Raw genomic sequence first — 24,073 nt, forward strand, 5'->3', positions numbered from 1 at the left:
TCACAATTAAACTTAAACATTTCGGTCAGATTCAACAACCATTAGATTATTATAAAATGTGCAAGTAATAGACACTTTAGAAGGTTTTGTCTTTTAACATGGAGGGATGTTCATGGGAAATCAGCAAAATATATCATCTAAACGACAAAATCGAACAAAAGAACATTTTAAGCTAGCACTAATTGAACTTATAAAAAGAGATGGTTACCATGCTGTTTCTATAAAGGATATTGTAAATCAAGCCGCTTATAATCGCAGTACATTTTATGTGCATTATCAAGATAAAATTCAATTGGCTGAAGACTTATTCGATTCGATGCTTCAAGGATTAGAAGATTCGGTAGGAAAACCATATGTGCCTGGTCAAAAATTATTTACAACAAAGCTAAATACACCATCTTTTAATATCATTTCTTACATATATGAGAATCGGAATTTTTTTGAACTGATTAAATATGATGATACCTTGCCAGGATTGCATACAAAATTCCCTCAAACTATCTTAAAAATTTACCAAGTACAATTCAATTTCCAAACGATCAATAACATCCCAGTAAACATGGATTATTTTAAACGTTATACTGCCTATGGTTTTTACGGACTTATTCTGAATTGGATTAACAGTGGTTTCGAAGAATCTCAAGAGGAATTTATCGAAGAAGTAATTGCTTTAACGAAAACTCATATTTATTCATTTGAGTATATTGGGAAATGATAAAATGACTCTTATGTTTGTGCATCCGGTGCAATATATTTATCGACACCACTTTCATGTTTCTTAAGTGGTGTCGTGTTTTTTTACTATGAACGTTCATCCACCTGGTACAAGAAATTTATTAGGGTTTCCTACTCCCCCTCCCCATCACTAACATCCAACACAACTGGTCTTGGTGCTCGATTCAAAGTGTTTTCATAATGCTTTGCACTATTTAAATAGCTGGATGTAATATAGAGTCATGGATATAGCTCTGTAAAGTTAGTAATATAACCTGTCTCTCTTACTCCAACAGCTCTTCCGGAAGTAGCTTAAATCCTTCAATCATCGTGTCTTCTTCCACCTCGATTAATAGACAGCGTTTGCCATTGTAATTGACCTGTTTGACATATCTCAAGTCTTGAGGGCTAATCGCAATATTTGCTACTTTCGTGCTGATTTTAATGGACTTGGACGCGTAACTCGGAACGATATGGCGCTTGCTTTCATTTCATAGTTTTTGTCTTCAACCACCTGCTGAACGGCCCTTTCCACTTTTTCAGTACTCACATCTTTTACGCCTTCTGCACATGTGCAACCTCTATAGCCAAAGTAGGAGTACTCCCTTCTTCGTCCTCACTCTCTTCTTCCACCACTAACATATGATCGATTTCATCATATACATCGGCGAGAGTTTTCAAATTTACTTCATCAACAAACGTTTTTGGTGAATTTCATAATAAAAAATGCGCATGGAAGTATTTCTCCAAGCGCATTTTTTAAACTTACTTTTTTACAATAGTTAAATATAATTGACTTCTAGTATCTATTATTAAAAATGTGTATTCTTAGCACCAAAAAGATAAAATTCCCATAAAATCCTAAGGCTATTTACAGCTCTTATAGAACCTAGCCTCTATATACACTTTCGCATGTCTCGGGTGCTGGTTCATAAAAACAGTGATCTTTATATTGGCCAGTAAATGGTTGACCATACCAAGTCGGAGGGCATGGAGCATATGGATTGAAATACCACAGTGCATATTTCGCTGGATGTCCTCTCCAATAATCCAACACTTGTTTTGCTAATCTTCTTTCAGATTCTCTCGCTCCTTGGTAGAACAAATTACCTTTTTGGACAGCTTCGAAAGAGTAATTACCGCCTTGTATCTGAAAGATGACTTGTTCAATTGTTCTTACATCTCTAAAGTCCAAGCAATCCGCTAATGCACGATTGACAATTACATTGGCAACATACAACATTCCTTGTCTTCCTTCACCTTCGGCTTCCGCTCTTATCATCCTAGCTATTAGGTCAACGTCTTTATCCCTGTACTTAACTCTCGCCATTTTTTCACCCCCAGACTACTGTATGAAAAAAAGCCTGCATTAATGCCATCTCTTTAACTTTATTCAACTAACCTGCCGCGTTAGTTAGTTACAACCTTCGCATTCTTGCCCCTCGAAGAAATTAATTAAAGTATCCAATTGCTCTTGGATTGTTAACGGTGGCGGCGGGGGTTGGACATTACCAGAAAATAAAAACTTGCTGATCCCTGTACACGCCTGCATAATCCTCATCGTTTCCTGCCAGACTTGAATATTAGAACCTTCTAATTTCCTCCACTGTCTTTCGATCTAATCGTTTAATAACCTCGGTCATTAAATTGACTGTTTGGACATAATCATCATAATGAATCATGGAAGTAGGGGTATGTGCATAACGGGATGGTACATTGACTAATAATACCGGCATCCCATAATTGGCACTCTGGAATTTTGAAGCGTCTGTTCCACCATGTTTCATAATCGAAACTTGATATGGAATGCCACATTCATCCGCTACTTTAATCACAAATTTCAATAATTTCCGATTGGAGATGGTAGAGGAATCCATCACACATAATTCAGGACCTTTACCTAAGGAAATCCCTTCCTTTGGCATGCCATGAATATCATCGGCCGTTCCTACATCGATGGAAAACCCAATTTCTGCCTGTGACATCTTTCCTAACGTTATAGCACCTCTGCAGCCCACTTCTTCCTGAGTGGATCCGCCGCCAATAAAGATATTTTCATGTCCTTCTCTTTTCAGGTTTTCCATGACTCGTAAGGATACAGCACAGCCAATTCGATTGTCCCAGGCTTTATTGACAAGATATTTATTGTCCTTGCCCAGTGTTTTGAAATTGCCTTCAGGAACAATAAAATCCCCAATCTGAATCCCTAATTCCTTGACTTCTTGATCACTTGTACAACCCACATCCATAACTAAATTTTCAATATCCGGATATTTTTCATTAAACTGCATTGGGCCTAACGAGCAAATAGCAGGTACAGCGGAAGTATCAGTAAGAATGGTAAAATGCTGCGATAAGACACCCGTCACAAAGAAGAAACCGCATCTTGAGAATTTAATAAAACCATCCTTTGTAATGGCTCGAACCATAAAACCGACTTCATCCATATGGCCTGCTGCTAAAATCTTAGGGCCTTCTGTTCCCAACGTTGCCATTAAAGAACCCATCCCATCAGTTTCAATCTTATCTGCAACAGTTGAGAATTTTTCTTTTAAGTAATTTCGTACGGCATCTTCATTTCCAGATGTTCCTTGAATATCTGTAATTTCCTTTAGTAATGCTAATTCTTTTTCATCCATAAATCGTTTCTCCTTAAATTGTTATTATTGAAAAAGGTTTCAGTTATGATTTATTACGATTCTCTTGTTCCTGTAGTTTCAAAAGACCATACCAAACCCCACCTGATTTTGCATCATTCAACACCAAATCCTTTCACAAACGTTTTCGACATAAGTAAATAGGTTCCTGCTCCATTTAGGATCTTTGATGTAAATGATAAACTGGAATCAAGAATTTTCGACAAATACGTCAATTTTGAGATACCAACCTCTTCTCTATCACACAAAAAAACACCCACAAACGATGTTCTAACAACATTTGTGGGTGTTTCAAGTTTTTCACAAAATCAAGCATACCTATTCTCTGTCACGAAATTAGCTCCTCCAGAAAATTTAAGTGCAGTTTTTTCTGCATTTTTCTTTTCACCTTTAATAAAATTTCTTCTGCTTAAATCATTATAATAATATGCCGCTCTTCCTAATTCTTTGAGCCATGCAACTTTTATTAAATTGTAACTATATTTATGTTTATTATGATTTAATAATTCGTCTATCGGAAATATTGAATTATTTGTAGCTCAAAAGAAAGCCTATTCAAGAGGGATCAATCTTGAATAGGCCTATTAATATTTTTGGTAGAAAAACCTCATTTACTTATGGTACGGTTCACCGAGATATATTTATATGAGGTTTTTATTGTACTCATTTAAGTTCATATCTTTCCATTCTTAGGAATCGAGAAAGCATCATTCATTATTCATGAAATTTTGCTTCTCCAAGTAGTTCAGCACTGTTTGGGAAAATTCAAGATGAGATTCCTTCGTATATTTGGCCACTGAATAGATTTGCGCAAGATTTTTTAATCCTAACTGTTCCGTCATTTCCTTTAATCTAGGAACTTCCATATAGCGGTTCCATCCCTTTTCATTTCTATCTTTATAGATTTCCAGAATTTTTTCTTCTGAATAATCACGGTACTGGTCGTAGTGAACAATTCCACGCATCGGCAACCGATCTCGCGGAGCAGGGTTTTCTGCAGGATATCCTAAAGAAAAGCCTACAATTGGCACGACATTTTCCGGTAAGTTCAAGAGTTCGCCAATTTGATCACAATTCGCAAGCGTTGAGCCCATATAACAAATGCCTAGTCCCGCATTCTCTGCTGCCAAAGCACAATTCTGCGCCGCTAAAGTTGCATCAATGGCGCCTATCATCAGGCTCATAAAATTATCGAAATGTACTGGCGCATCATTGAGAGCCAGCCATTTTCTCATTCTGTTAAAGTCAGCGCAAAATGTTACGAGCACTGGAGCATCAACTACCATCGATTGTTCCATGTGTGCAATGTATAATTTTTCTTTAAGTTCTTTGTCTTTTGTAACGACAATCGAATAAGTTTGCATATTACCGCTTGAAGAAGCACGAATGCCCGCGTCTAAAATTTCTTCCAGCAGTTCTGGACTGATTTCCCGATCCTCATATTCTCTTATGGATCTGTGTCCGTAAATAGCATCTTTTAACTCCAAAATTATCACTCCTTTTTTAAATAATAGCATTAAATAGAAATGTTCTGAAATTAAAGATTTTATGTATTAAAACCTATGGAAAGGTTCTGTAGAACCAAATTAACATCCATTTTCATTTTTCATTTATTCTTGTAAACAAAAAGAGCCCAGTCGATTTCACTAAACCCTTTTAGCGAATGTATTTTATTAATATCTATTATTAACTTCTTAACAAAACTAATGTCTCTTTGATTTCCCTTATAAGGTACAAATTTTTAATTGTAACCTCATATTGTATTATCCCGACACATATTCAATTATAGAATTATAAGCGCTATTCCATATTTTTCTTGACCTTTTTTCTCCAACATTTGGGAACTTCATTAAATCAGATTCTGAACCTGATAAAACTTGTTCAATTGTATTTAGAGTTCATTCCATAATCTGTATATAATTTCACAGATAAATTAGGCATTATATTAACTAGTAAATCAGACGGGTTTGATTCTTGAGATGCCATTATACCTATATTTAATAAATATCGATCATACACTGCTTTTGTTCCTTGTGTATGAAGTATCACTGTTCCTGAATATTCCAATAAACACAAAAAGAGGTTTGGCGGCTATCTTCTTTTAATGCCAAATCACTATTTTTCAATATTGTATCTGGTACTACAACATCTTCTATAAAGTCTCTACCCCAATTAACTAAGGGCTTAATATTTTTATATAAATCAGCTATTTTCGTATGCTCAGACCAAATATCATTACGATAGAAGTTTTTAATTGTTTCATTTACTAGATTTGTTTTTAAACCTATTTTAAAATCATTTGTAGCAGAAAACACACTTTTTAATAATAGTCGAAGATTCCCAGATGAAGCATATATTAGATGATTTTTCACTTACTTATGATACGGTTCACCGTAGCAAGGCCAAATGAGGTTTATTCTCTTTTCCATTTTAGATAGCTGGCTGAAGGATCCCCTATCTTTCTCCTACTCCAACAGCTCTTCCGGAAGTAGCTTAAATCCTTCAATCATTGTGTCTTCTTCCACCTCGATCAATAGACAGCGTTTTCCATTGTAATTGACCTGTTTGACATATCTCAAGTCTTTAGGGCTGATCGCAATATTCGCTACTTTCGTGCTGATTTTGATTGACTTGGACGCGTAACTTGGCACGATATGACTTGCTTTCATTTCATAGTTTTTGTCTTCAACCACCTGCTGAAAGGCCCTTTCCACTTTTTCCGTACTCACATCTTTTACGCCGCTCGCCTTCAGCACACGTGCAACCTCTACAGAATCCAAAGTTGAACCATCTTCAAGGCGATACGTTGCATAGCTGCTTTCCATTCACCTATATCGTCTGTATGAAGCCCCTCATGCAAAAGTCGTTGAGTATGGTCCGTTTGCCCCTCTGCTTGACGCTGAAACTTCACCTCAAACAGCTTCACATCCAGTTTCCCACCTAAAACCTTTTTAAAGTTGGCAAGGAACAGCTCTTGCTGCTCCCGGTCTAGCAAAGAAAAGGAGTGGCTCTCCTCATGAAAGATCTCACTGCTTTCCTGCTTGATTTAAACGGTATAAATGTCAGCGATTTTCAGTAAATCGTTATCCAACTTAAATTGTTTTCGAATCTCTGCTATATCTTTATTATTCATTTCTAATTTTAACTCCCTGGCTAGTAAGATTCGTGTTTTGGACAAAAAAGAGCATCCAAAGCTACAGTTTAGCTTTTTTACACTTCTTTATTATAACTATCTTTAAGATGAAGAAAGCCTATCTTTTATGGATTGCCTTTGTTCCTCTTGGGTCGTTATGCACCTCTTCGTGTTTTGTATATTTTAAAAATAACTTGCTAACAATGTGTATGAATATGGAATTTTTAAGTACGACTAGAAATGTTTTTTCTCGATAAGAGGGGTGGATGTACATGTTTTGGAAAAAAAACAAATTGAAAGTAAGCTTGTTACTCAATCAATAGCTGAATCAGAATTATCGATAGAAGCTCTGAAAAAAATCCTCGTTCAAATGGATGATGCAGAATTTGTGGAAATTGACATTTCCGATATTCGAAAAATTCATCTTGTTTACATACGAACTCTCATTGACCAAGAAAAATTAAATGAAAGCATTATAAAACCTTTAACTAGTTGTTCCAAACCGTCTATTCAAGATTGCATTGTGAATTCCTCAATTATTCCCATTCCTACTTTTATAGAGGCAAAAAAACAGTTGTTTTCAGGGTCCATTTTGTTATTTGATTCTTCGCAAAACCTTTGGTTAGCTGTGCCATTAAAAAATCCTATTGGACGTGCCATTGAATCTTCCGAAACAGAAACCATCCTGTTCGGAGCAAAAGACAGCTTTAGTGAACAAGTAGAACAAAATATTACGCTTATTCGAAGACGACTCCCCATACATGAACTGAAAGCAGAGAAGTTTACTGTAGGTTCTTTGAGTGAGACAAGTGTTGTTTTAATGTACATAGAGGGGCTGACTAATCCAGATTTTGTTTCAACAGTCAAAGAGAAGATTTCTGAAATTAATTTTGATCTCTTCTTTGACTCCTCTCAAGTTGCGGCATTCCTGGAGGAACATCAAAACAGTATTTTTCCTCAGTTTCAGCAAACTGACCGGCCTGATGTAGTTACTTATTCTCTGGAATTAGGAAAAATCACCCTTCTGGTAGACAATACACCATTTGCTCTTGTTGCACCCATTACTTTTTTCCATTTGTTCCAATCACCCGAGGACTATATTAATCGATGGGTAGTTGCCAGTTTTTTGCGCATCATCCGATATGTCAGTTTTATTCTGTCAGTCACATTGATTCCTTTCTATGTGGCATTGACAACTCATCACTATCAAATGATTCCTATACAAACACTTCTGGTCTTGGTCGACTCAAGGAGCAAGCTTCCTTTCACTCCTTTTTGGGAAGCATTTATCATGTTAATTTTTATTGAAATCATAAAAGAAGCAAGTTTAAGGATGCCTACAAAAACAGGTCAAACACTTGGGGTTATTGGGGGAATTGTGATTGGTCAAGCGGCTGTTGAGGCTGGATTCGCTAGCAACGTATTAATTGTCATGGTCGGGATCTCGACGATAGCTTCCTTTCTTATTCCCAACTACCTTATGACAAAAGCAAATTCATTAATTCAATTGATGCTTCTTATTTTTTCTTCTTTACTTGGGATAATTGGGATTGCACTAGGAATCATTGCTATTTTAGCCCATCTTAATAGTTTGTCTTCAATCAAGCAACCCTATTTTTCACCAGTTTCCCCTTTCTTTAGAAAGGATTGGATTGACTTATTCATTCGAGGGCCATTAGTCAAAATGATGGAGCGTCCAGAGCATCTTAAACCTCTAAAACTGAAGAGATATAAAACTAGGAGATGACTTGATGGAAACCCACCAATTATTTAAAAAGAATGAAACCTATAATGGGCTCTATGCCATGTTGTTGGTAAATCGCCTCCAAATGCTATACTTTTTTCTGATTATGCCAAGTATCTTGATCAATCCATATATGATTTGGGTGCTTATAGCTGTCGGGATATTATCCCAACTAAACCTTCTTCTTTTATCGAAGTGGCTATTAACCCGTTTATCTAGCAATGGATATAACGGATTTGTCCAATTGTTTGGAGAAAAATTGGTACGATTTCTCTCTTTCATCGGGTTGTTCTTTATTCTACTTAAACTTTCCGTCATAACGTTAGGATTCAGCGAAATTATTCAAACATTTATGTTTCCATCAACAGATACAAATTTTCTTGTCTTTTTTATTTTCTTGTTCTGTTGTTATGTCGCAAGTAAGGGCGTTGAACATACCATTCGTTTTGTGTTGATTTCTTTTTTCTGTACATTTTGGATGATCACATTTTTCGTTTTTTTCTTCTTTCCTCCAATAGCTCAACTCAGTGATTTGTATCCACTTATTCCAATGGATTGGAAAGTAGAAAATTGGAAAGCCTTTTTTTTAATTTTGTCTTCCTATTCTGGTCCGGAATTTCTGGTATTTTTGGGACCATGGCTTAAAACAAACAATAAAACCTTTCGCTATTTGTCTTACGGTAACGCTCTCACCGTTGTAGAGTATGTATTCCTATTTATAGCTTCCCTACTTTATTTCGGTTCCAATTATTTAAGTAAAAGTAAATATCCAATTATTAATATGGCCCGTTATTTTCAAAACCCAGTGTTTGAACGAATTGATATGGTCATGCTTTCCTTTGAATTATTTAACCTAGTTTTTGCAGTTTCTCTATTTCTACTATTGTTTTATGGAGCATCTAAAATAGCTTTTGGTAAAATGAGCAAGCCGTCCAGTGGAAAAGGTTTGTTATTCAGTGTATTCCTTATTTTTATCGGAATGGTTCTTGTGAATGAATTATTTTGGAAGTCTTGGGAGAAGCAGAACTTTTTACTTAATCTTCAAATTATAGCTGGAAGCATAAGCTATTTTCTTGTTCCACTTATTATTGTTTTAGTAATGAAAAAAAAGGGGGTTAAAAAACATGCGTCTACATAAAAAGATATTTAAAAGATTGATACTCCTTTTTATGACTTTTTGGTTATCTGGTTGTGCCCATTTTACCAAAAATAACCTTATTGAAGAAATTTCTCCCATTACCTTTTTGTCAATTAGTAAGGGGGATAAAGGGAAATTAAAAATCAGTACAATTTTGCCTCCTCTAAGTAAAGAAAAAAAGATTGTTATGTCGCAAGAAGTCAGCTTATTAAAGGAGGGAGTACAGAAGTACAACTTAAACTTCTACCAGGAAATTAAATCCGGACAAATGCGGATGCTGGTAATTAGTGAGGAACTTGGAAAAGACGGGATTATGTCCATTATAAATGTATTATTGACTGATCCGGATATTTCTTTGAGAATCTATTTAGTTATCGTAAAAGGAAATTTTGAAGAATACTTGGAAAGTCAATTGGACAAAGATGAAAACTTTGATTACTCGTTTTACCGAATGCTGAAGCATTATGAGGAAAAAAACCAAGGAGAATTAACTGTCGTTAATCTTCATGAATTTAAAAATTTGCTCTATACTCCTTATTCAGATCCTTTCTTGCCTGTATTCAAAATACAAGAGGATGGGGTCAGCTATGAAGGTACAGCCTTGTTTCAAGATGACAAGCTAGTTGAAACTATTTCATCTTTAGATGATCGTATCTTCCAGCTGATAAACAACGATCACTACTTAGAAGTTTTACCTATTCCAAAATTTGAAGTTGTACTGGGTCATGTTAGATCTAAAATAATAGTAGATATCGATAGCAGCTATTCTACAATGACCTATACCGTGAATATAGACACTAGAATTGAGGAATACCGGGGAGAGAAGCAATTATTTGACCCAAAGGAGTTAGAAAATATGAAAAAAAATATCGAAACCCATCTTGAAAAACAAACACATGAACTAGTTAAAAAGATGCAAGAATTGAAAGTGGATCCATTACAGCTTGGCGTACAAACAAAAAGACCATTCTCAAAACCAATGGAAGAAAAAAAATGGATTGAAATGTTTGAGAAGATGGACATTAAAATAAAATACATTATTAATATCGATTCTTTGACGGATGCAAATTCAAAAAGGCAAAACCTTTAATTTTTCCTATCGAATAACTCATAACGTAAACTTGGGAAATGACCATGATTTCATCACATCCGCCTGGCTTTCCTCTAAAAATGTCTGCGTCTTTTCTTTCACCGTTTGTTTGCTCCCAATAATCGATGAGCCTAATTGTTGCTGGAGAGTATCTAAGTAGATCTGACTTTTTAGATGAGTAAGATACTCTCAATTGAATCTGGTTGAAAAATCAAATTATATAAATATGTGTTTTTCATATTATACAGCTTATAAAAACATTTTTTTACTTATGATATGGTTCACCGTACTGTATCTAAATGAGTTTTTCCTAACAACTCTTAGAAATGAATATTATTGAATAAAGGGACCCTCATTTGATTCTCTTTTACATAAGGAAGATTTTCAATCAGACTACGATTTAAACCAATAACTGCATAAACACTTGAATCAATCGAGTTTAATTTTGATAAATCCACTTAATTTTGAGGAACCAATAAATAAAGCTGCAATATATAATTTTATTAACCATTTTGTATATTACAGTTCGGTATAAGAATTATATGGGATTAATATCTTAATATCTTACTGAAATAATTATATAAGAGTTTTCATATCATCTATTTATTGAAAACCTAATTTTATTACGGTATGGTTCACCGTGACTCATATGCGTTTTTAGCTAATCAAAATGTACACAAAATGACCTGGAATCTTAAGATTCCAGGTCATTTTGTCAAATTCTTAAGGAAATCCCCCCAAGGAGGTTCCTTTATTATTATCGTCCTTTTTAACTTTGGTTTTGTGTGATCTCTGCCAGAATTTCATAAGAACGGAGTCGAGCCTTGTGATCAAAAACCTGGGCAATTGCCATGATTTCATCAGCCTGGCTTTCCTCCAGAAATGTCTTCAGCTTTTCTTTTACCGTTTGTTGGCTACCAACGATCGATGAGCCTAATTGTTGCTGGAGAGCATTTAATTCGTAGCTGCTTGCCAATTCTGTAATGTCGTCTACTGGTGGTTGCAATGGCACGTCGTTACCACGCATCAAATTCAAAAACTGCTGTTGCAATGTAGTGGCAAGACGCTGTGCCTCTTGATCCGTTTCTGCTGCAATCACATTTAATCCTACCATCGCATACGGCTTATCCAGAACATTCGAAGGCTTAAACGCATTGCGATATAATTCCAGTGCACCTAGCGTGTTAAGCGGTGAGAAATGGCTGGCAAAAGCGAATGGCAAACCAAGTTCTCCAGCCAACTGGGCACTGTAACCGCTTGAACCCAACAACCATATTGGAATATTCAAACCTTCACCCGGAACTGCTTTAATAGGGTTTCCTTGTGCCAAGGAAGGATCAAAGTAACCACGGAGTTCAGCTAATTGCTCGGGGAAGTCATCTCCTGTACTTCTCAAGTCCCGTCTTAACGCACGAGCAGTCCGCTGATCAGTACCAGGTGCCCGCCCTAGACCAAGGTCAATTCGACCGGGATATAAAGATTCAAGAGTGCCGAACTGTTCAGCGATGACAAGTGGTGCGTGATTCGGCAACATGATTCCACCTGAACCTAACCGGATTTTAGATGTACCAGCAGCGACATGGGCAATAACTACAGAAGTGGCAGAGCTGGCGATAAACGGCATATTGTGATGTTCAGCCAGCCAATAACGGTTGTAACCCAGTTTTTCAGCAAGCTGTGCGAGTTCCAATGTATTGCGAAAAGAATCAGCCGGAGTACTTCCGACTACTATCGGTGAAAGATCAAGAACCGAGAACGGAATTTCCTTCAACTGTTTTGTATGTGCAGACATATATTCATCTTCTTTCTATAATTGTATTAAATAAAGGACTTGTATTATTATTTCAAAAAAATGTTTAAAAATACCCTTTTCAGATTCAATCCATTACAACCACTGACTGCGGACATGCTCTATGATTACTTTTTAGCAGCTTGTGCCAAAATTTCATATGAGCGTAATCGAGCCGCATGGTCAAAAATCTCTGTATGAGCCATGATTTCGTTTGCTCCTGTTTTCAAGATTAGCTCTTGTAATTGCTGTTTTATACCGATTGGGTCCCCAATGATGGAAGTAAAAAGCTGTTCTTCCACAGACTTGCGTTCCTTTGCATTCCATAGCTTGTCCATATTTTCAACAGGAGGCTGGATTGGAGCTGGTTTTCCTTGTGTTAATAAAAGAAACTTCTGATACATCGATGTAGCAAGCCTTTGTGCTTCTCGGTCATCGTCAGCCGCTACTACTTGGACAGCTAAAAGTACATATGGGCTTTGCAAAAACTCGGACGGACGGAAACTCTCTCGATATACGTTTATTGCTTCCATCATGTTGCCTGGGGCAAAGTGGCCTGCGAAAGAAAAAGGAAGTCCCAACAATCCAGCCAATTTCGCACTGTAAAGGCCAGACCCTAACAGCCAGATTGGCACTTCTGTTTTCTCACCAGGAATTGCATGGAAACTAACTGCACCATTGCTTGTTGTTGTTCCTGAACCATAAAGGTATGCAATAATCTCCTGTAGGCGTTCTGCAAATTCGGGTTCTCCGGCTATTCGTTGCCGCAACACACTCGCAGTAAATTGATCTGTACCAGGAGCTCGTCCCAATCCTAAATCAATCCGGCCCGGAAAGAATGTTTCCAATGTCCCAAATTGCTCAGCCACAGAAAGAGGAGAATAATGGGAAAGCAGTAAAGCTCCTGAGCCAACACGAATTTTTTCTGTGACCGAGGCTACTCTTCCAATCACGACTGGCGAAGCAGAACTGGCCATTCCCACCCAATTATGATGTTCTGCAAGCCAAAACCTTTTATAGCCCCACTGTTCTGCTTTCTTTGCTAAATCAAGCGTATTAAGGAGAGAAAGTTCTGCTGACCCTCCCTCAATAATAGGTGAGGGATCAAGTACAGAAAGTGGTGTATTTGCTAAGTTTGTCATAAGTCATCTACCTTTCGTATTCCCTTTATTATTCATCAGCAAGTTCATGAGTTGGGAAGTAAGGTAAAACAAACTCTCCAAGTTCCTGAATTACTTCCTCTGCTGGACGTTTTGAAAAATACAATACAAACGACAAATGATTGACGCCGATGAATTGAAATTGATAAAGCAATTCCACCAATTTGTTGCGGCCGACATGATAGCCTAATGGAATGGGAATAGGTAATGCATCGGGATTTTCCGATAAGTCGATGAATAAAGTTTGAGAGAATGGTTTAAATACCCCGGGAGCGTGAATTTCCGTCAACTCACGGTAATCATTTATTAACTTCATTTGCTGACCGATGCCTCTTGGATATTGAATCCAACCATCTCCATGCTCGGCAATCCATTCGATGGACTGTTTGCTGAATCCCGTCACCATGGTTGGAATCGAAGAAACAGGTTTTGGTATCATTCTCATATCAGTCCCATCCATCACACCAAAATCACTATGGATTGTGGGACGATCCTCTTTTAACAGGCGCTCGAGGAATGCGTAGTTTTCTTTAAATAATGGTCCTCCATCTTGTTTTGCTACTCCGAGAGCGATGAAATCCTTTTCCCGGTCTCCCGATGCAACTCCCATAATCAGGCGTTCTGGAAACAACTGGTCAATCGATGTGGCCTCCTTCGCAACTCGAACAGGGTGGCGTAGTGGAAGGACAACACTTGATGTCCCTAATGCAATATGCTTTGTATGTGCTGCAAGATACGTCAAATAAATCCAAAGATCATACATTTGTCCATTATCATCTATATTCAAATTCTGGATTGTAACATCACGAAGCCATAAAGCCGCAAAACCATGGTCTTCTATTTTACGTGCAAGCTCCAACTGGTTCTCCATTACTGGGTTTTTCGACATTTTCGCTGTGGGAATGGAGAAACCAAGTGTCATTTTGTCCCTTTGGTACATTTTGTTGAAAGCACTGTGATTAAATAAACTCACTGCAATCCTCCTTACTTAAGGGTTATATATTCATGCCAATGTATTTTTCAAACTGTTTGATCGTTTTCTCATTACGGCGATAATACGTCCATTGTCCAATTCGTTTCATTTCAACTAGTCCGCTTTGCAGAAGAATCGATAAATACTGGGATGTCGTGGACTGAGAGATCCCGGTTTTGCTCTGGATATCACTTACACAAACTCCACCTTCAAAACCTTCATCTTTAATGACATGTGCTTGTGCTGAGAAATTACTGTCGGGATCTTTGAGCATTTGAATAATATTTACCCTAGTTTGGTTCGACAAAGCCTTGAAAATTTCAACTGCATGTTCATCATCTATTCGTTCTAATTCCTGTTTCAACTAACATGCCCCTTTCTTTATCGATTAACACTATTCACATTGGAAAAGTGAGTAAAATGAATTATCAGAAGTAAAATATCAAATCGGTAATTCGTGATATCTATATACTAATTGGTTACCCATCTGGAATCAAATGATTTGTTTGAAAGGATTTCAAAGCGCAGAAAACCCATATTGTATTGTTGTTCAAAAAAAGAGAATTACTACAGAATAATCGTTTCATTCTTCAATAATTCTCTTTCCTATAACTTGAAAGAGTGTTACTGCCCCTCCTGTCCGCCCTTCTAGGTCAAGGCCAATTTCTTCACTTAGCTCAGGCAAATGGACCACATTCATCCCGAGTGTCTCGAACACTTCAGGAGTAGAATTTATTGCGAAATAATCCGCAGGTTGCAGAGCTGTTGCTGCGATTAATGCCATGATTGCGACTAAACATTCAACAAACATCCCACCGAAGCCAACCACTTTTATGTCGCTCCAGCGATCCAGCATTTTTGGCGTGGTTCCCGATGCTACGAATGCATGGAAACCGGAAATAGCTCCACAGGCAATCGTGATCGAAATGAAAGGCCAAACCGGTCCCGCCAAGATCGGGCCGCCACCGTTGACGAATTCTGTTAGGGCAGGCATTTCTATGGCAGGATTTATTATAAATACGCCAATTATTAACGCGATAAATACACCGATTTTCACGAAGCTGCTTAAATAATCACGTGGTGCAAGTAAAAGCCAGACCGGCAAAGCTGCTGCAAAAAACGCATAAATAGGAAGAATGATAGCAAGGGTCTGTGATTCAAACGTTAAAAATTTACCAAGAGCTGTTTCCTGTATCGTGGGTCCCAAAAACACACCGATCATCTAAAGAATGAATCCGACTGTCGACGCCAACTTTAGATTGCCGGTTTTTTTATAAAATAATTCAACTCCCATCGCGATTGGAATTGTGATTCCCACTGCAAAAGTTCCCCATGGATTATTCTCAAGTGCATGCAGGACAACCATTGAATTGGATTATATATCCATACTATATATAAATGTGATTTGTTTCTTTTTCCACTTTGCAATCGCCGACAACTCACACGTCACTTCTGTATCCTTTTTGATGTCCCTCTACTATTACTATATTAAAAAAACCTCAGTTACTTATGGTAAGGTTCACCGTTACTGCTGTAAGTGCGGTTATATTTTTTATAGATAAGATTAAGATTTCTATTTTTTTATTCAAAGAGTTAAATAAATTTGATTGCTTTTGGTGTTCTATCATATTTGCATCAAATTTATATAATATCTAAATCGTTTATTATAATTGCTGATGCAGTATAAATGCTGACAAGAAAAGTATTTAGTTTCTATTTATACGGAAGTTATTTATTTTCAACTTGAATTTGAGTAAATTCCTGAACCTACCTTCCGAACAAATCACACGCTTACGTTTCGTAAGTAGAGTTACTTGCAAACTTGTTTAAATAATTTAAAATAAACAATGGAGTTTGATACAATTAGGAGGATTTTATTATGACATTGCAAGCAAAAGATTACCGTACAGCTGAACACGAAATTGCAGACTTATTTTTAAATCGTTGGTCTCCACGTTCTTATGCTGACAAACCAGTAGCTGACGACGTATTAAATAGACTATTCGAAGCAGCTCGTTGGGCGCCTTCTTCAGGTAACAACCAACCTTGGCGCTTCATCGTTGCTAAAACAGAAGCTGACCTTGAAAAATTCCATCCAATCTTAATGGAAGGAAACTTAGTATGGGCTAAAAATGCACCAGTATTAGCAATACTAGTTTCTGATAATACAAAAGGATCAAATGAATTTGACGCGGGCGCAGCTTGGGGATTCCTGTCATTACAAGCAGCTAAAGAAGGCTTAATCACTCACCCAATGAGCGGTATTTACAAAGATGTGGCGAAGGAAGCATTAAATATTCCTGAAAACTTCGATGTACAATTAGCAATCGCGATTGGTTACAAAGGCGAAAAAGAAATGCTTTCTCCCGAATTACAACAACGCGAAACACCATCAGGTCGTCGCCCATTAGAAGAAATTTTATTTGAAGGTTCTTTCAAATAATCCCAATAAATTAAATATCCTAAGTTTAAACAAGCCGTTCAGTTTTTAAACTGAACGGCTTGTTTTAAATATCTCATTTACTTATGGTACGGTTCACCCTTAATAATGCGAAACGCCCGATACACCTGCTCAACCAACACCAGTTTCATCAGTTGGTGAGGCAATGTCATTTTTGAAAAAGACAGTTCTTCGTCCGCACGCTTAATTACTTCATCGTGTAAGCCAAGCGATCCGCCAATGACAAAAGCGATTTTGCTGCGGCCATATGTCATGAGCGATTGGAGATCTGCAGCTAGTTGCTCCGAAGATTTCATTTTTCCGTTAATCGCTAAAGCAATCACATATGTGTCCGGTCCAATTTTGGCTAGTATGCGATCTCCTTCTTTTTTCTTGACGATTTCCATGTCGGCATCGCTCAAGTTTTCCGGTGCTTTTTCGTCAGCTACTTCAACTAAATCTATTTTTGCATAACTTCCCAATCGTTTTGTATATTCTTCAATGCCCAATTTCAAATACTTTTCTTTTAACTTGCCAACCGAGATGATTGAGATATTCACAGGTTATCCACCTTTACAATTTGTTTACAAACACGCTATCCACAGAACTTATACACATATCCACAAGCCAAAACTACATATGGTATGTTCTCATTCATTCGCTACTAAATATATTGCAAGCTCTTCACAGTACTCGCACTTTGTGGATAACTTTTCTCCATCTGAAAGTTCTGTCAATATTGGAAACGTATTTTGCTTTGCAACAAACATGTCAAGTGCATGATCTATATGGGTTTGACAGCATTTCACCTTCATTTTTTCTCCCCCTTTCGATTTTCAAATAATTCACTAAGTTATACACAATTCACACTACTTTATCCACAATCTATTTTAACAAACAAAAAGCGAGTAGGAAAGGTGCGGCTTTGCACTTCCTACTCGCTGTGTAAATCTTTTGTGTAGTAATTTTAGTTATCCACAAGCGTTTTCATACATCTTTTTTATTCACAGATCTTAGAGGGCGGAATCATCGGTTAATTTTAAGTTAACTTCCATCAGTTGACCTTGACGATAAACTTTCAGTTTCAAGTTATCCCCAACCTCTTTTTCGTTGTAAAGGTGTTTTCGTAAGTCGATCATATTTTCAATTTTTTCTCCATCCATCTCAACGACCACATCGTATTGTTTTAATTCCGCAATGCCTGCTGGAGAATCTTTTACTACTTGATCTATTACTACTCCTGTTGTCACTTCTTCAGGTAAGCGAAGTGTATCTCGTTGATGGTAAGCAGAAACATTTGTAACGTCTACTAGTGTCACCCCCATCGCAGGACGTTTTACTTCCCCATACTCCTCTAAATCTTCGATAATTGGAATTGCTGAGTTTACTGGGATGGCAAGTCCAATTCCTTCCACGGTTTCTTGTGAGATTTTCATTGAGTTAATCCCAATTAATTGTCCGGCTAAATTCACCAATGCCCCACCACTATTCCCAGGGTTTATAGCAGCATCTGTTTGCAATACTTCAGCTTGCCAATCGACTTGATTGTCTCCATTTAAATCGACTGGAATTGCACGGTCTTTACCGGAAACAACTCCGGTTGTAACGGAGCCAGAAAAATCTAATCCCAGTGGGTTCCCAATGGCAATGACTGTTTCCCCTTGTTTCAATGAATCCGAATTGCCAAACTCTATTACGGTAGAAACTTTTGAAGCATCCATTTCAAGAACCGCTAAATCAGTCCAAATATCTGTACCTAACAATTTTGCTTCTATTTTTGTGCCGTCTGCCAGTGTCACTTCAATTTGATTAGCGCCTTCAATGACGTGGTTATTTGTGACAACATATGCTTTGTCACCAGATTTTTTATAAATAACACCAGATCCTGTTCCAGCTTCTTGGCCGTCTCTTGATGGACTTAAAAAAGTAGATGAGGATTGAATATTGGTTATACCGACAACTGCATTCGCTGCTTTTTCAACAGCTCCGGTAACATCCGTAGTAATGTCTGCAGTTAATTGTTTGGTGGATGTAGATAATGTGCCACTATCATTGTTGCTTGACTCAATATTTCCTGGCATAATTCCTACTAGTGAAGGTAACATGAGCCAGACGATCAATGCACCAATCATGACACCGATCAATCCGCTAAAAAAGTAACCTCCTTTGCTGCCTTTCTTCACAACTCGCGTTGGTCCTTCTGGTGGTTGTTGATCATAGTATCCCATTCAGATCTCCCTCTCTGTTATTCGTTATCTTTACTTTACCCGGTTAACATTAAAATTAGATGAAAATGGATTTAAAACTTGCTCAAAAAGGGAGAACCATCACAATTCCTGCATGAACTGTGATTTTTCCTACGTCGATGCTTAATTTACATACGACATTGTGGAAAATTCCTACGTCGCCCTCCGTTTTTACAACTGAGCTTTAGCTCAGCTCCAAAATATCTCCCTAAAAGAAAAAACCTCACTGGGTGTGAGGTTTAGACTGTAACTAGTTCAGTTGATTTATTCGCATCGGTATCATATAAATTTAAGAATTCACCTGTTATGATCCCACATGATTCCAGTGTTTGCGTAACACTCATCCGTGCTAGGTCTTTCATGTTATTATCTTTACTTAAATGTGAAAGATAAATACGTGTCGGTTTCTGTTCCACTACCTCGCTCATCGCTATAGCTGCATCTTCATTAGACACATGCCCTACGTCACTTAAAATACGACGCTTGATTGACCAGGGATAGCGCCCCATTTGCAACATTCCCACATCGTGGTTACTTTCAAAGACAAACGAATCTCCACCTTTGATATAACCCTTCATACGATCACTGACGTAGCCTGTATCTGTGATTAATACCAGTTTGCGGCCATTCTCATGGAAAACGTAAAACATTGGATCGGCAGCATCATGGGACACAGCGAATGATTGAATATCCAGTGAACCAAATGTCTTCACTGACTCCATATCAAAATGAAATCGTTGTTCTATTGGAATATTTCCAACTAGATGTTCCATGGCCATCCATGTTTTCGCATTGGCATATATGGGAACTTTATATTTACGGGCAAGTACACCAAGCCCTTTTATGTGATCGCTATGTTCATGCGTAACCAATATCCCGCTTAAGTTTTTCATACTGCGGTCAACAGAGGCGAACAATTCCTCCATTTTACGTCCACTCAGTCCAGCATCTACTAAAAATGAATGGCCTTCAGTTTCAACGTAAATGGCATTTCCGCTACTGCCGCTTGCTAAAACACTAAAACGCATGACGAAAACTCCTTATTCTATCTCAATTTCCTCTGGTTCTTTATTGAACTCGATAATTTTACCTTCTACTGCATTGATAAAATGCTCTGCCTCTGAACCATCTTGTAATTCTACACGAACTCTCCAAGTTGGTGCAAACACTTGTGTTTCTGTTAATTGCACTAGTGTGGAATATCCTAAGCTAATCGATGTAATGGTAGAATTGGGCTTTATTATATTTCGTTGATATAACACTTCCACAGCGCGCTTGTCTGACAGTAAATTTTCGGACTGCTCAAAATCATTCTCAAGTTTTTCAAGTGCTGTTTGTTCATAACGAACGACTTTATTATCTTCATTCCAATAAATAATGAGTTTTGCATTTTGATTAAAGAAAATCGGTCGGTTATTGATTGTCTGGAAGAAGGTGGCCTTATTAGACTCTTCATCAATATCAAATAATTCATACGATGTACCATCCAAGATGTGGGTTCTGACAAATTCAGTGAGACGAACAGAGTCCTCCATACTTCCAAGAGCTATCGGTTCTTTAAAAGTAGAGATTAGTTGAGTCCTGTCAACAACTTCAAGTGTTTGATTATCTAGTGGTTTCATCTCTTCAGGAGAATAAAACCGAATCTTTCCGGAAACGTATGATTCTTTAATCGTATCTTCTGGGGTACTTTTAATATGAATATTATCAGCCTGCAAACGCTCTTCTATTGTTGTTTCACTTAACGCTTCGACTTCCTGATGTTCATTATAACGATTTGAATAAAGAAAATATAAGAAGACGTTTAATATTGAGAATACGATGATGAAAATTGTTTTGGTTTTATTCCAATCCAATCTTTCCACCTCCTAACATCTCAGGCGATAGACGTGACCACTGATTATTGGATAAGTAAAACCAAGATGGTTCTAATATTAATAAATTTTGAGCAGTGTCACGCGTTAAATAATAGCCAATAGTTAGTTCATCCACATTATTAAAGTCAATTTCTTTTACCGTTTTCATGACAAGGGTTGCTTTTTCCCCAGAAGGTAACCTAGACATCACGGAATCAAACGGTACAGAAAGATCAATAGTATAGTACGGACGTAAATAACGATAGATATTAGGATCACCCCAATATACCGTGATTTTTGTTGATGTTTCATCACTGAAGACAGGTTGTCCTAGTAAATATAGTTGGTAATCAATTTGCTGGTTCGATTCATTTAATCCTGAAAAACGAAATTCATCCGTCCATCCACCATGTTCATTCACATAGTCTAAGCTATCAAAAACTAGCTTTGAAGGAATTGCTGGTACAAAAGTTTCAGTGGAAGGATTAACGAATTTTAAAGTACGGTCGGATAGATTAACCGTCATTAACGATTTATCATCCGAGAATTCTTCACTTGTTGAACCTACTAGACTTTGGCGAACAATGCTTGGATCATTAAACAATGCTTCTTTGAATCGGTTTGGTTCAATTTCTTTCAAGTAATACGTATACCGTATACTCTCCACATCTTGTTCAGAAACATATAGTGACAGCTTTTTGTTACGCTTAACTTCTGTGAATTTAGTAAACTTGTTGATCGATGCTACTATTTTTTTCTTGAATAAATCATTGTCAATATCACCAGCTACGGCTGTATATAATGTATTGGTTTTTGAGCTGACAAAAAATAATTTCAACTGTCCGTTTTCAGAACGATTCCAATCAACAATTAAGCGATTGAATCCACCTTCAGGTATATTGGTCATAGAAAACGGTAAAATGATATCGAAAACAGGAAATGGCACATCATCCGGGAAAAAGAGTGTATAGTGATTCTTTTTTCCAATCAATTCATTTATTTCAGTATCACTTACATTATTTTTCACCAAAGCGAAGTCTCGAATTCTCCACCCCTTCATGACATTAATCACTCGATCTAAGTCCTTTGGTGACATCGATCCTGTCATATCATTTTCTGAACTCGCAATCATTTTATACGGTTTAATTACATCATCTACTCGTTTACTATCAGCGATTGATATATTTACTACCTCTGCCGGTTTCATGGTTTCATGGACAGGGGCATATGTCCAAATCGTAAATGTTAAAGTCACACTCAAAATCACAAGAAGTGTAAGAAAAACGGATTTGATATGCTCAATATATTTCAATCCCATTCACCTGCCTCGTCTAACTCAAATGGCAATGTAAAGAATACAGTCGTACCATGACCTTCTTCACTTTCTGCCCATATAGCTCCGCCATGTGCTTCAATCATTTCCCGAGCAATAGCAAGCCCAAGTCCTGAGCCACCCATTGACCTTGCACGTGCTCTGTCCACGCGATAGAAACGATCAAAAATTCGTTCTACATTTTCTTTTGGAATTCCCATCCCATCATCAGAAACCATAACTTTTAAAAATCCACCTTGAACAATAATGCCGAAGCGAATATTTCCACCATCTGGCGAATATTTTAAAGCATTCGAAATAATGTTATCGATGACTTGTGTTAACTTGTCCGTGTCAATTTCAACAAAGAATTGTGCATCCGGTAGCAAACGTTGGAAATGTACTTGTTGAGATTTCGACATTTCAAAACGGTCTATGATGCGATTAAAGAATTTATTGAACTCGACAAACTCTCTATTCAAATCATAGCTACGACTATCCATTTTAGATAACTGTAATAAATCATTTACTAAACGTATCATGCGTTCGGTTTCTGTTTGAGTGACATTTAAAAAAGATGGAGCCAAATCTTGGTCTTGCCACGCACCATCTGCTAAAGCTTCTAAATAACTACGCATCGTAGTTAAAGGGGTACGTAGTTCATGTGAAACATTTGCTACAAACTCCCGTCGTTCCATATCAATTTTCTCTTGCTCCGTATTATCATGTAAAACTGTGATTAGCCCGTTCACGAATCCGGTTTCTTTTTGAATAACAGAGAAATTCGCACGTAAAATGTATGGACGGTCTGGTGTACTAAAGTCCAGATTAATAGAATCTTTCATATGAATTAAGTCTTCAAATGCAAATTGCAAATCAATCCCAAGAACTGAGGAAATCGGCCGGTGTATCACCATTTCACTCGGAACCCTCAAAAGTCTGAGTGCTGGGTCATTTATTAAAATGATTCGCCCTTTACGATCTGTCGCAATAACACCATCCGTCATATTCGAAAGAACGGAAGCTAATTTACGTCGTTCACCTTCTGTTGTTGATTGTGCTTCTTGAAGTCGATTGGTTAAATGATTAAAAGCAATTGCAAGTTGCCCAATCTCATCATTTCCGTAAACACGAACTTTACGAGAGAAGTTCCCTTTAGCCATGGATTGTGCTTGTCTACGCATATCAGAGATTGGACGAGTTATCGTTTGTGCAATTAAAGCTCCTAATATCACAGTAATTACAAGGGACAGTGCTGTCCCCCCGGCTAGAATTCGGTTAATTTCATTCATTTGCTTAAACACTGATTCAATATTGGATTCTAAATAAATCGTGCCCAGTATTTTGCCTTTATCCATAATAGGTGAGGAAAGCACCCAGATTCGATCTCCACTTTGTCGGTCTAGAGAAATGGTATCAAAAGGTGTTTCAGAAGAGATTGATTGCTTGACCAAATCATTTGTTGAACGTTGCCCGACGATCGATTGATTATTTGTTTCAGATGTGGCTAATATACGGAAATTCGTATCTATCACTCGTATCTCATTGATATCTACTGATCTAATGCTATATAGTACTGTTCTTAAACTTTGCTCTACGGTGGGATCTTCTTCACCACGTGGTTTTATGAGTTCTTCACGCACACTATATTCAACTAAATTTACTCGTTCTTTAATAGATGTGGTAAAGCTCTCTTTTAGAGTTTGTTCTAATTCGCGGGCAAAATATAGTCCAATAATTTGCATGGCTAATAAAATGAGCAAAATGTAAATCAAGACGATCTTGACGTGAATTGATTTAAAAAAGCCGACCTTTTGCATT

The 24,073-nt window shown here is 37.3% G+C and carries 20 protein-coding genes and 3 pseudogenes; 5 read left to right on the top strand and 18 right to left on the bottom strand.

The genetic code is table 11. The annotated features are described in order from the left end of the window. Positions 1 to 112: 112 nt before the first annotated feature. The gene (locus GY23_RS13110; RefSeq protein ID WP_075619667.1) at positions 113 to 715 is read left to right on the top strand and encodes a TetR/AcrR family transcriptional regulator; all 603 of its coding nucleotides are present in this window, start codon (positions 113 to 115) and stop codon (positions 713 to 715) included. A gap of 283 nt (positions 716 to 998) precedes the next feature. Here GY23_RS13110 and GY23_RS17845 read toward each other — a convergent pair. From GY23_RS17845 to GY23_RS13140, 6 genes and pseudogenes are all read right to left on the bottom strand, one after another. After that, positions 999 to 1,407, bottom strand: a pseudogene (locus tag GY23_RS17845) (DUF4317 family protein); the annotation flags it as partial. A gap of 196 nt (positions 1,408 to 1,603) precedes the next feature. Further along, positions 1,604 to 2,044 (bottom strand): cell wall hydrolase, encoded by a 441-nt coding sequence (locus tag GY23_RS13120; protein WP_075619668.1) that lies wholly within the window; start codon positions 2,042 to 2,044, stop codon positions 1,604 to 1,606. 253 nt (positions 2,045 to 2,297) lie between these two features. Beyond that, complete coding sequence (locus tag GY23_RS13125; protein ID WP_075619669.1) at positions 2,298 to 3,353, bottom strand: M42 family metallopeptidase; 1,056 nt, start codon at positions 3,351 to 3,353, stop codon at positions 2,298 to 2,300. 725 nt (positions 3,354 to 4,078) lie between these two features. After that, positions 4,079 to 4,858 (bottom strand): nitroreductase family protein, encoded by a 780-nt coding sequence (locus GY23_RS13130; RefSeq protein ID WP_075619670.1) that lies wholly within the window; start codon positions 4,856 to 4,858, stop codon positions 4,079 to 4,081. Between the two features lie 558 nt (positions 4,859 to 5,416). Further along, positions 5,417 to 5,743 (bottom strand): hypothetical protein, encoded by a 327-nt coding sequence (locus GY23_RS13135; protein WP_075619671.1) that lies wholly within the window; start codon positions 5,741 to 5,743, stop codon positions 5,417 to 5,419. Positions 5,744 to 5,836: 93 nt separating this feature from the next. Then, positions 5,837 to 6,504, bottom strand: a pseudogene (locus GY23_RS13140) (DUF4317 family protein). A gap of 277 nt (positions 6,505 to 6,781) precedes the next feature. Between GY23_RS13140 and GY23_RS13145 the strand changes: the two are divergent. The 3 genes from GY23_RS13145 to GY23_RS13155 are packed head-to-tail and all read left to right on the top strand — an operon-like array spanning position 6,782 to position 10,476. After that, positions 6,782 to 8,251, top strand: coding sequence for a spore germination protein (locus GY23_RS13145; RefSeq protein WP_139311123.1), 1,470 nt, complete (start codon positions 6,782 to 6,784; stop codon positions 8,249 to 8,251). A 4-nt stretch (positions 8,252 to 8,255) separates the two neighbouring features. After that, positions 8,256 to 9,386 (top strand): GerAB/ArcD/ProY family transporter, encoded by a 1,131-nt coding sequence (locus GY23_RS13150; protein WP_075619672.1) that lies wholly within the window; start codon positions 8,256 to 8,258, stop codon positions 9,384 to 9,386. After that, positions 9,373 to 10,476 carry a Ger(x)C family spore germination protein gene (locus tag GY23_RS13155; RefSeq protein ID WP_075619673.1) on the top strand — a complete coding sequence of 368 codons (1,104 nt, stop codon included), beginning with the start codon at positions 9,373 to 9,375 and terminating at the stop codon, positions 10,474 to 10,476. Before GY23_RS13150 ends, GY23_RS13155 begins: the two co-directional genes overlap by 14 nt. Positions 10,477 to 11,245: 769 nt before the next feature. On the opposite strand, the gene GY23_RS13160 is transcribed toward GY23_RS13155, so the two are convergent. The 5 genes and pseudogenes from GY23_RS13160 to GY23_RS13180 form a co-directional block, all read right to left on the bottom strand. Further along, a complete protein-coding gene (locus GY23_RS13160) occupies positions 11,246 to 12,268 on the bottom strand; it encodes an LLM class flavin-dependent oxidoreductase (RefSeq protein WP_075619674.1) in 1,023 nt (340 codons plus the stop codon). A gap of 125 nt (positions 12,269 to 12,393) precedes the next feature. Further along, positions 12,394 to 13,407: an LLM class flavin-dependent oxidoreductase gene (locus tag GY23_RS13165; protein WP_075619675.1), complete on the bottom strand. Its 1,014-nt coding sequence runs from the start codon at positions 13,405 to 13,407 to the stop codon at positions 12,394 to 12,396. Positions 13,408 to 13,435: 28 nt separating this feature from the next. Beyond that, complete coding sequence (locus GY23_RS13170) at positions 13,436 to 14,398, bottom strand: TIGR03571 family LLM class oxidoreductase (protein ID WP_075619676.1); 963 nt, start codon at positions 14,396 to 14,398, stop codon at positions 13,436 to 13,438. A gap of 22 nt (positions 14,399 to 14,420) precedes the next feature. Further along, positions 14,421 to 14,741, bottom strand: coding sequence for an ArsR/SmtB family transcription factor (locus tag GY23_RS13175; protein WP_075619731.1), 321 nt, complete (start codon positions 14,739 to 14,741; stop codon positions 14,421 to 14,423). Positions 14,742 to 15,017: 276 nt separating this feature from the next. Continuing rightward, a pseudogene (locus GY23_RS13180) lies at positions 15,018 to 15,767 on the bottom strand (carbon starvation CstA family protein); the annotation flags it as partial. A 510-nt stretch (positions 15,768 to 16,277) separates the two neighbouring features. Between GY23_RS13180 and GY23_RS13185 the strand changes: the two are divergent. Next, positions 16,278 to 16,841, top strand: a complete 564-nt coding sequence (locus tag GY23_RS13185) for a nitroreductase family protein (RefSeq protein ID WP_075619677.1) — start codon at positions 16,278 to 16,280, stop codon at positions 16,839 to 16,841. A 77-nt stretch (positions 16,842 to 16,918) separates the two neighbouring features. Here GY23_RS13185 and rlmH read toward each other — a convergent pair whose 3' ends face one another. The 7 genes from rlmH to walK form a co-directional block, all read right to left on the bottom strand. Beyond that, a complete protein-coding gene (gene rlmH / locus GY23_RS13190; protein WP_075619678.1) occupies positions 16,919 to 17,398 on the bottom strand; it encodes a 23S rRNA (pseudouridine(1915)-N(3))-methyltransferase RlmH in 480 nt (159 codons plus the stop codon). 90 nt (positions 17,399 to 17,488) lie between these two features. Continuing rightward, complete coding sequence (locus GY23_RS13195) at positions 17,489 to 17,653, bottom strand: CxxH/CxxC protein (RefSeq protein WP_075619679.1); 165 nt, start codon at positions 17,651 to 17,653, stop codon at positions 17,489 to 17,491. Positions 17,654 to 17,851: 198 nt separating this feature from the next. Beyond that, complete coding sequence (locus GY23_RS13200; protein ID WP_075619680.1) at positions 17,852 to 19,066, bottom strand: S1C family serine protease; 1,215 nt, start codon at positions 19,064 to 19,066, stop codon at positions 17,852 to 17,854. A gap of 257 nt (positions 19,067 to 19,323) precedes the next feature. Beyond that, a complete protein-coding gene (locus tag GY23_RS13205; RefSeq protein ID WP_075619681.1) occupies positions 19,324 to 20,112 on the bottom strand; it encodes an MBL fold metallo-hydrolase in 789 nt (262 codons plus the stop codon). Positions 20,113 to 20,124: 12 nt separating this feature from the next. Further along, entirely contained in the window at positions 20,125 to 20,940 is an 816-nt protein-coding gene (locus GY23_RS13210; RefSeq protein WP_075619682.1) for a two-component system regulatory protein YycI, read from the bottom strand. Beyond that, positions 20,927 to 22,258 (bottom strand): YycH family regulatory protein, encoded by a 1,332-nt coding sequence (locus GY23_RS13215; protein WP_075619683.1) that lies wholly within the window; start codon positions 22,256 to 22,258, stop codon positions 20,927 to 20,929. The genes GY23_RS13210 and GY23_RS13215 overlap by 14 nt, the downstream gene beginning before the upstream one ends. Then, positions 22,249 to 24,072 (bottom strand): cell wall metabolism sensor histidine kinase WalK, encoded by a 1,824-nt coding sequence (walK, locus tag GY23_RS13220; protein WP_075619684.1) that lies wholly within the window; start codon positions 24,070 to 24,072, stop codon positions 22,249 to 22,251. The genes GY23_RS13215 and walK overlap by 10 nt, the downstream gene beginning before the upstream one ends. Between the last annotated feature and the right edge of the window lies 1 nt (position 24,073).

This window comes from Paenisporosarcina indica (assembly GCF_001939075.1).
Taxonomy (GTDB): Bacteria; Bacillota; Bacilli; order Bacillales_A; family Planococcaceae; genus Paenisporosarcina; species Paenisporosarcina indica.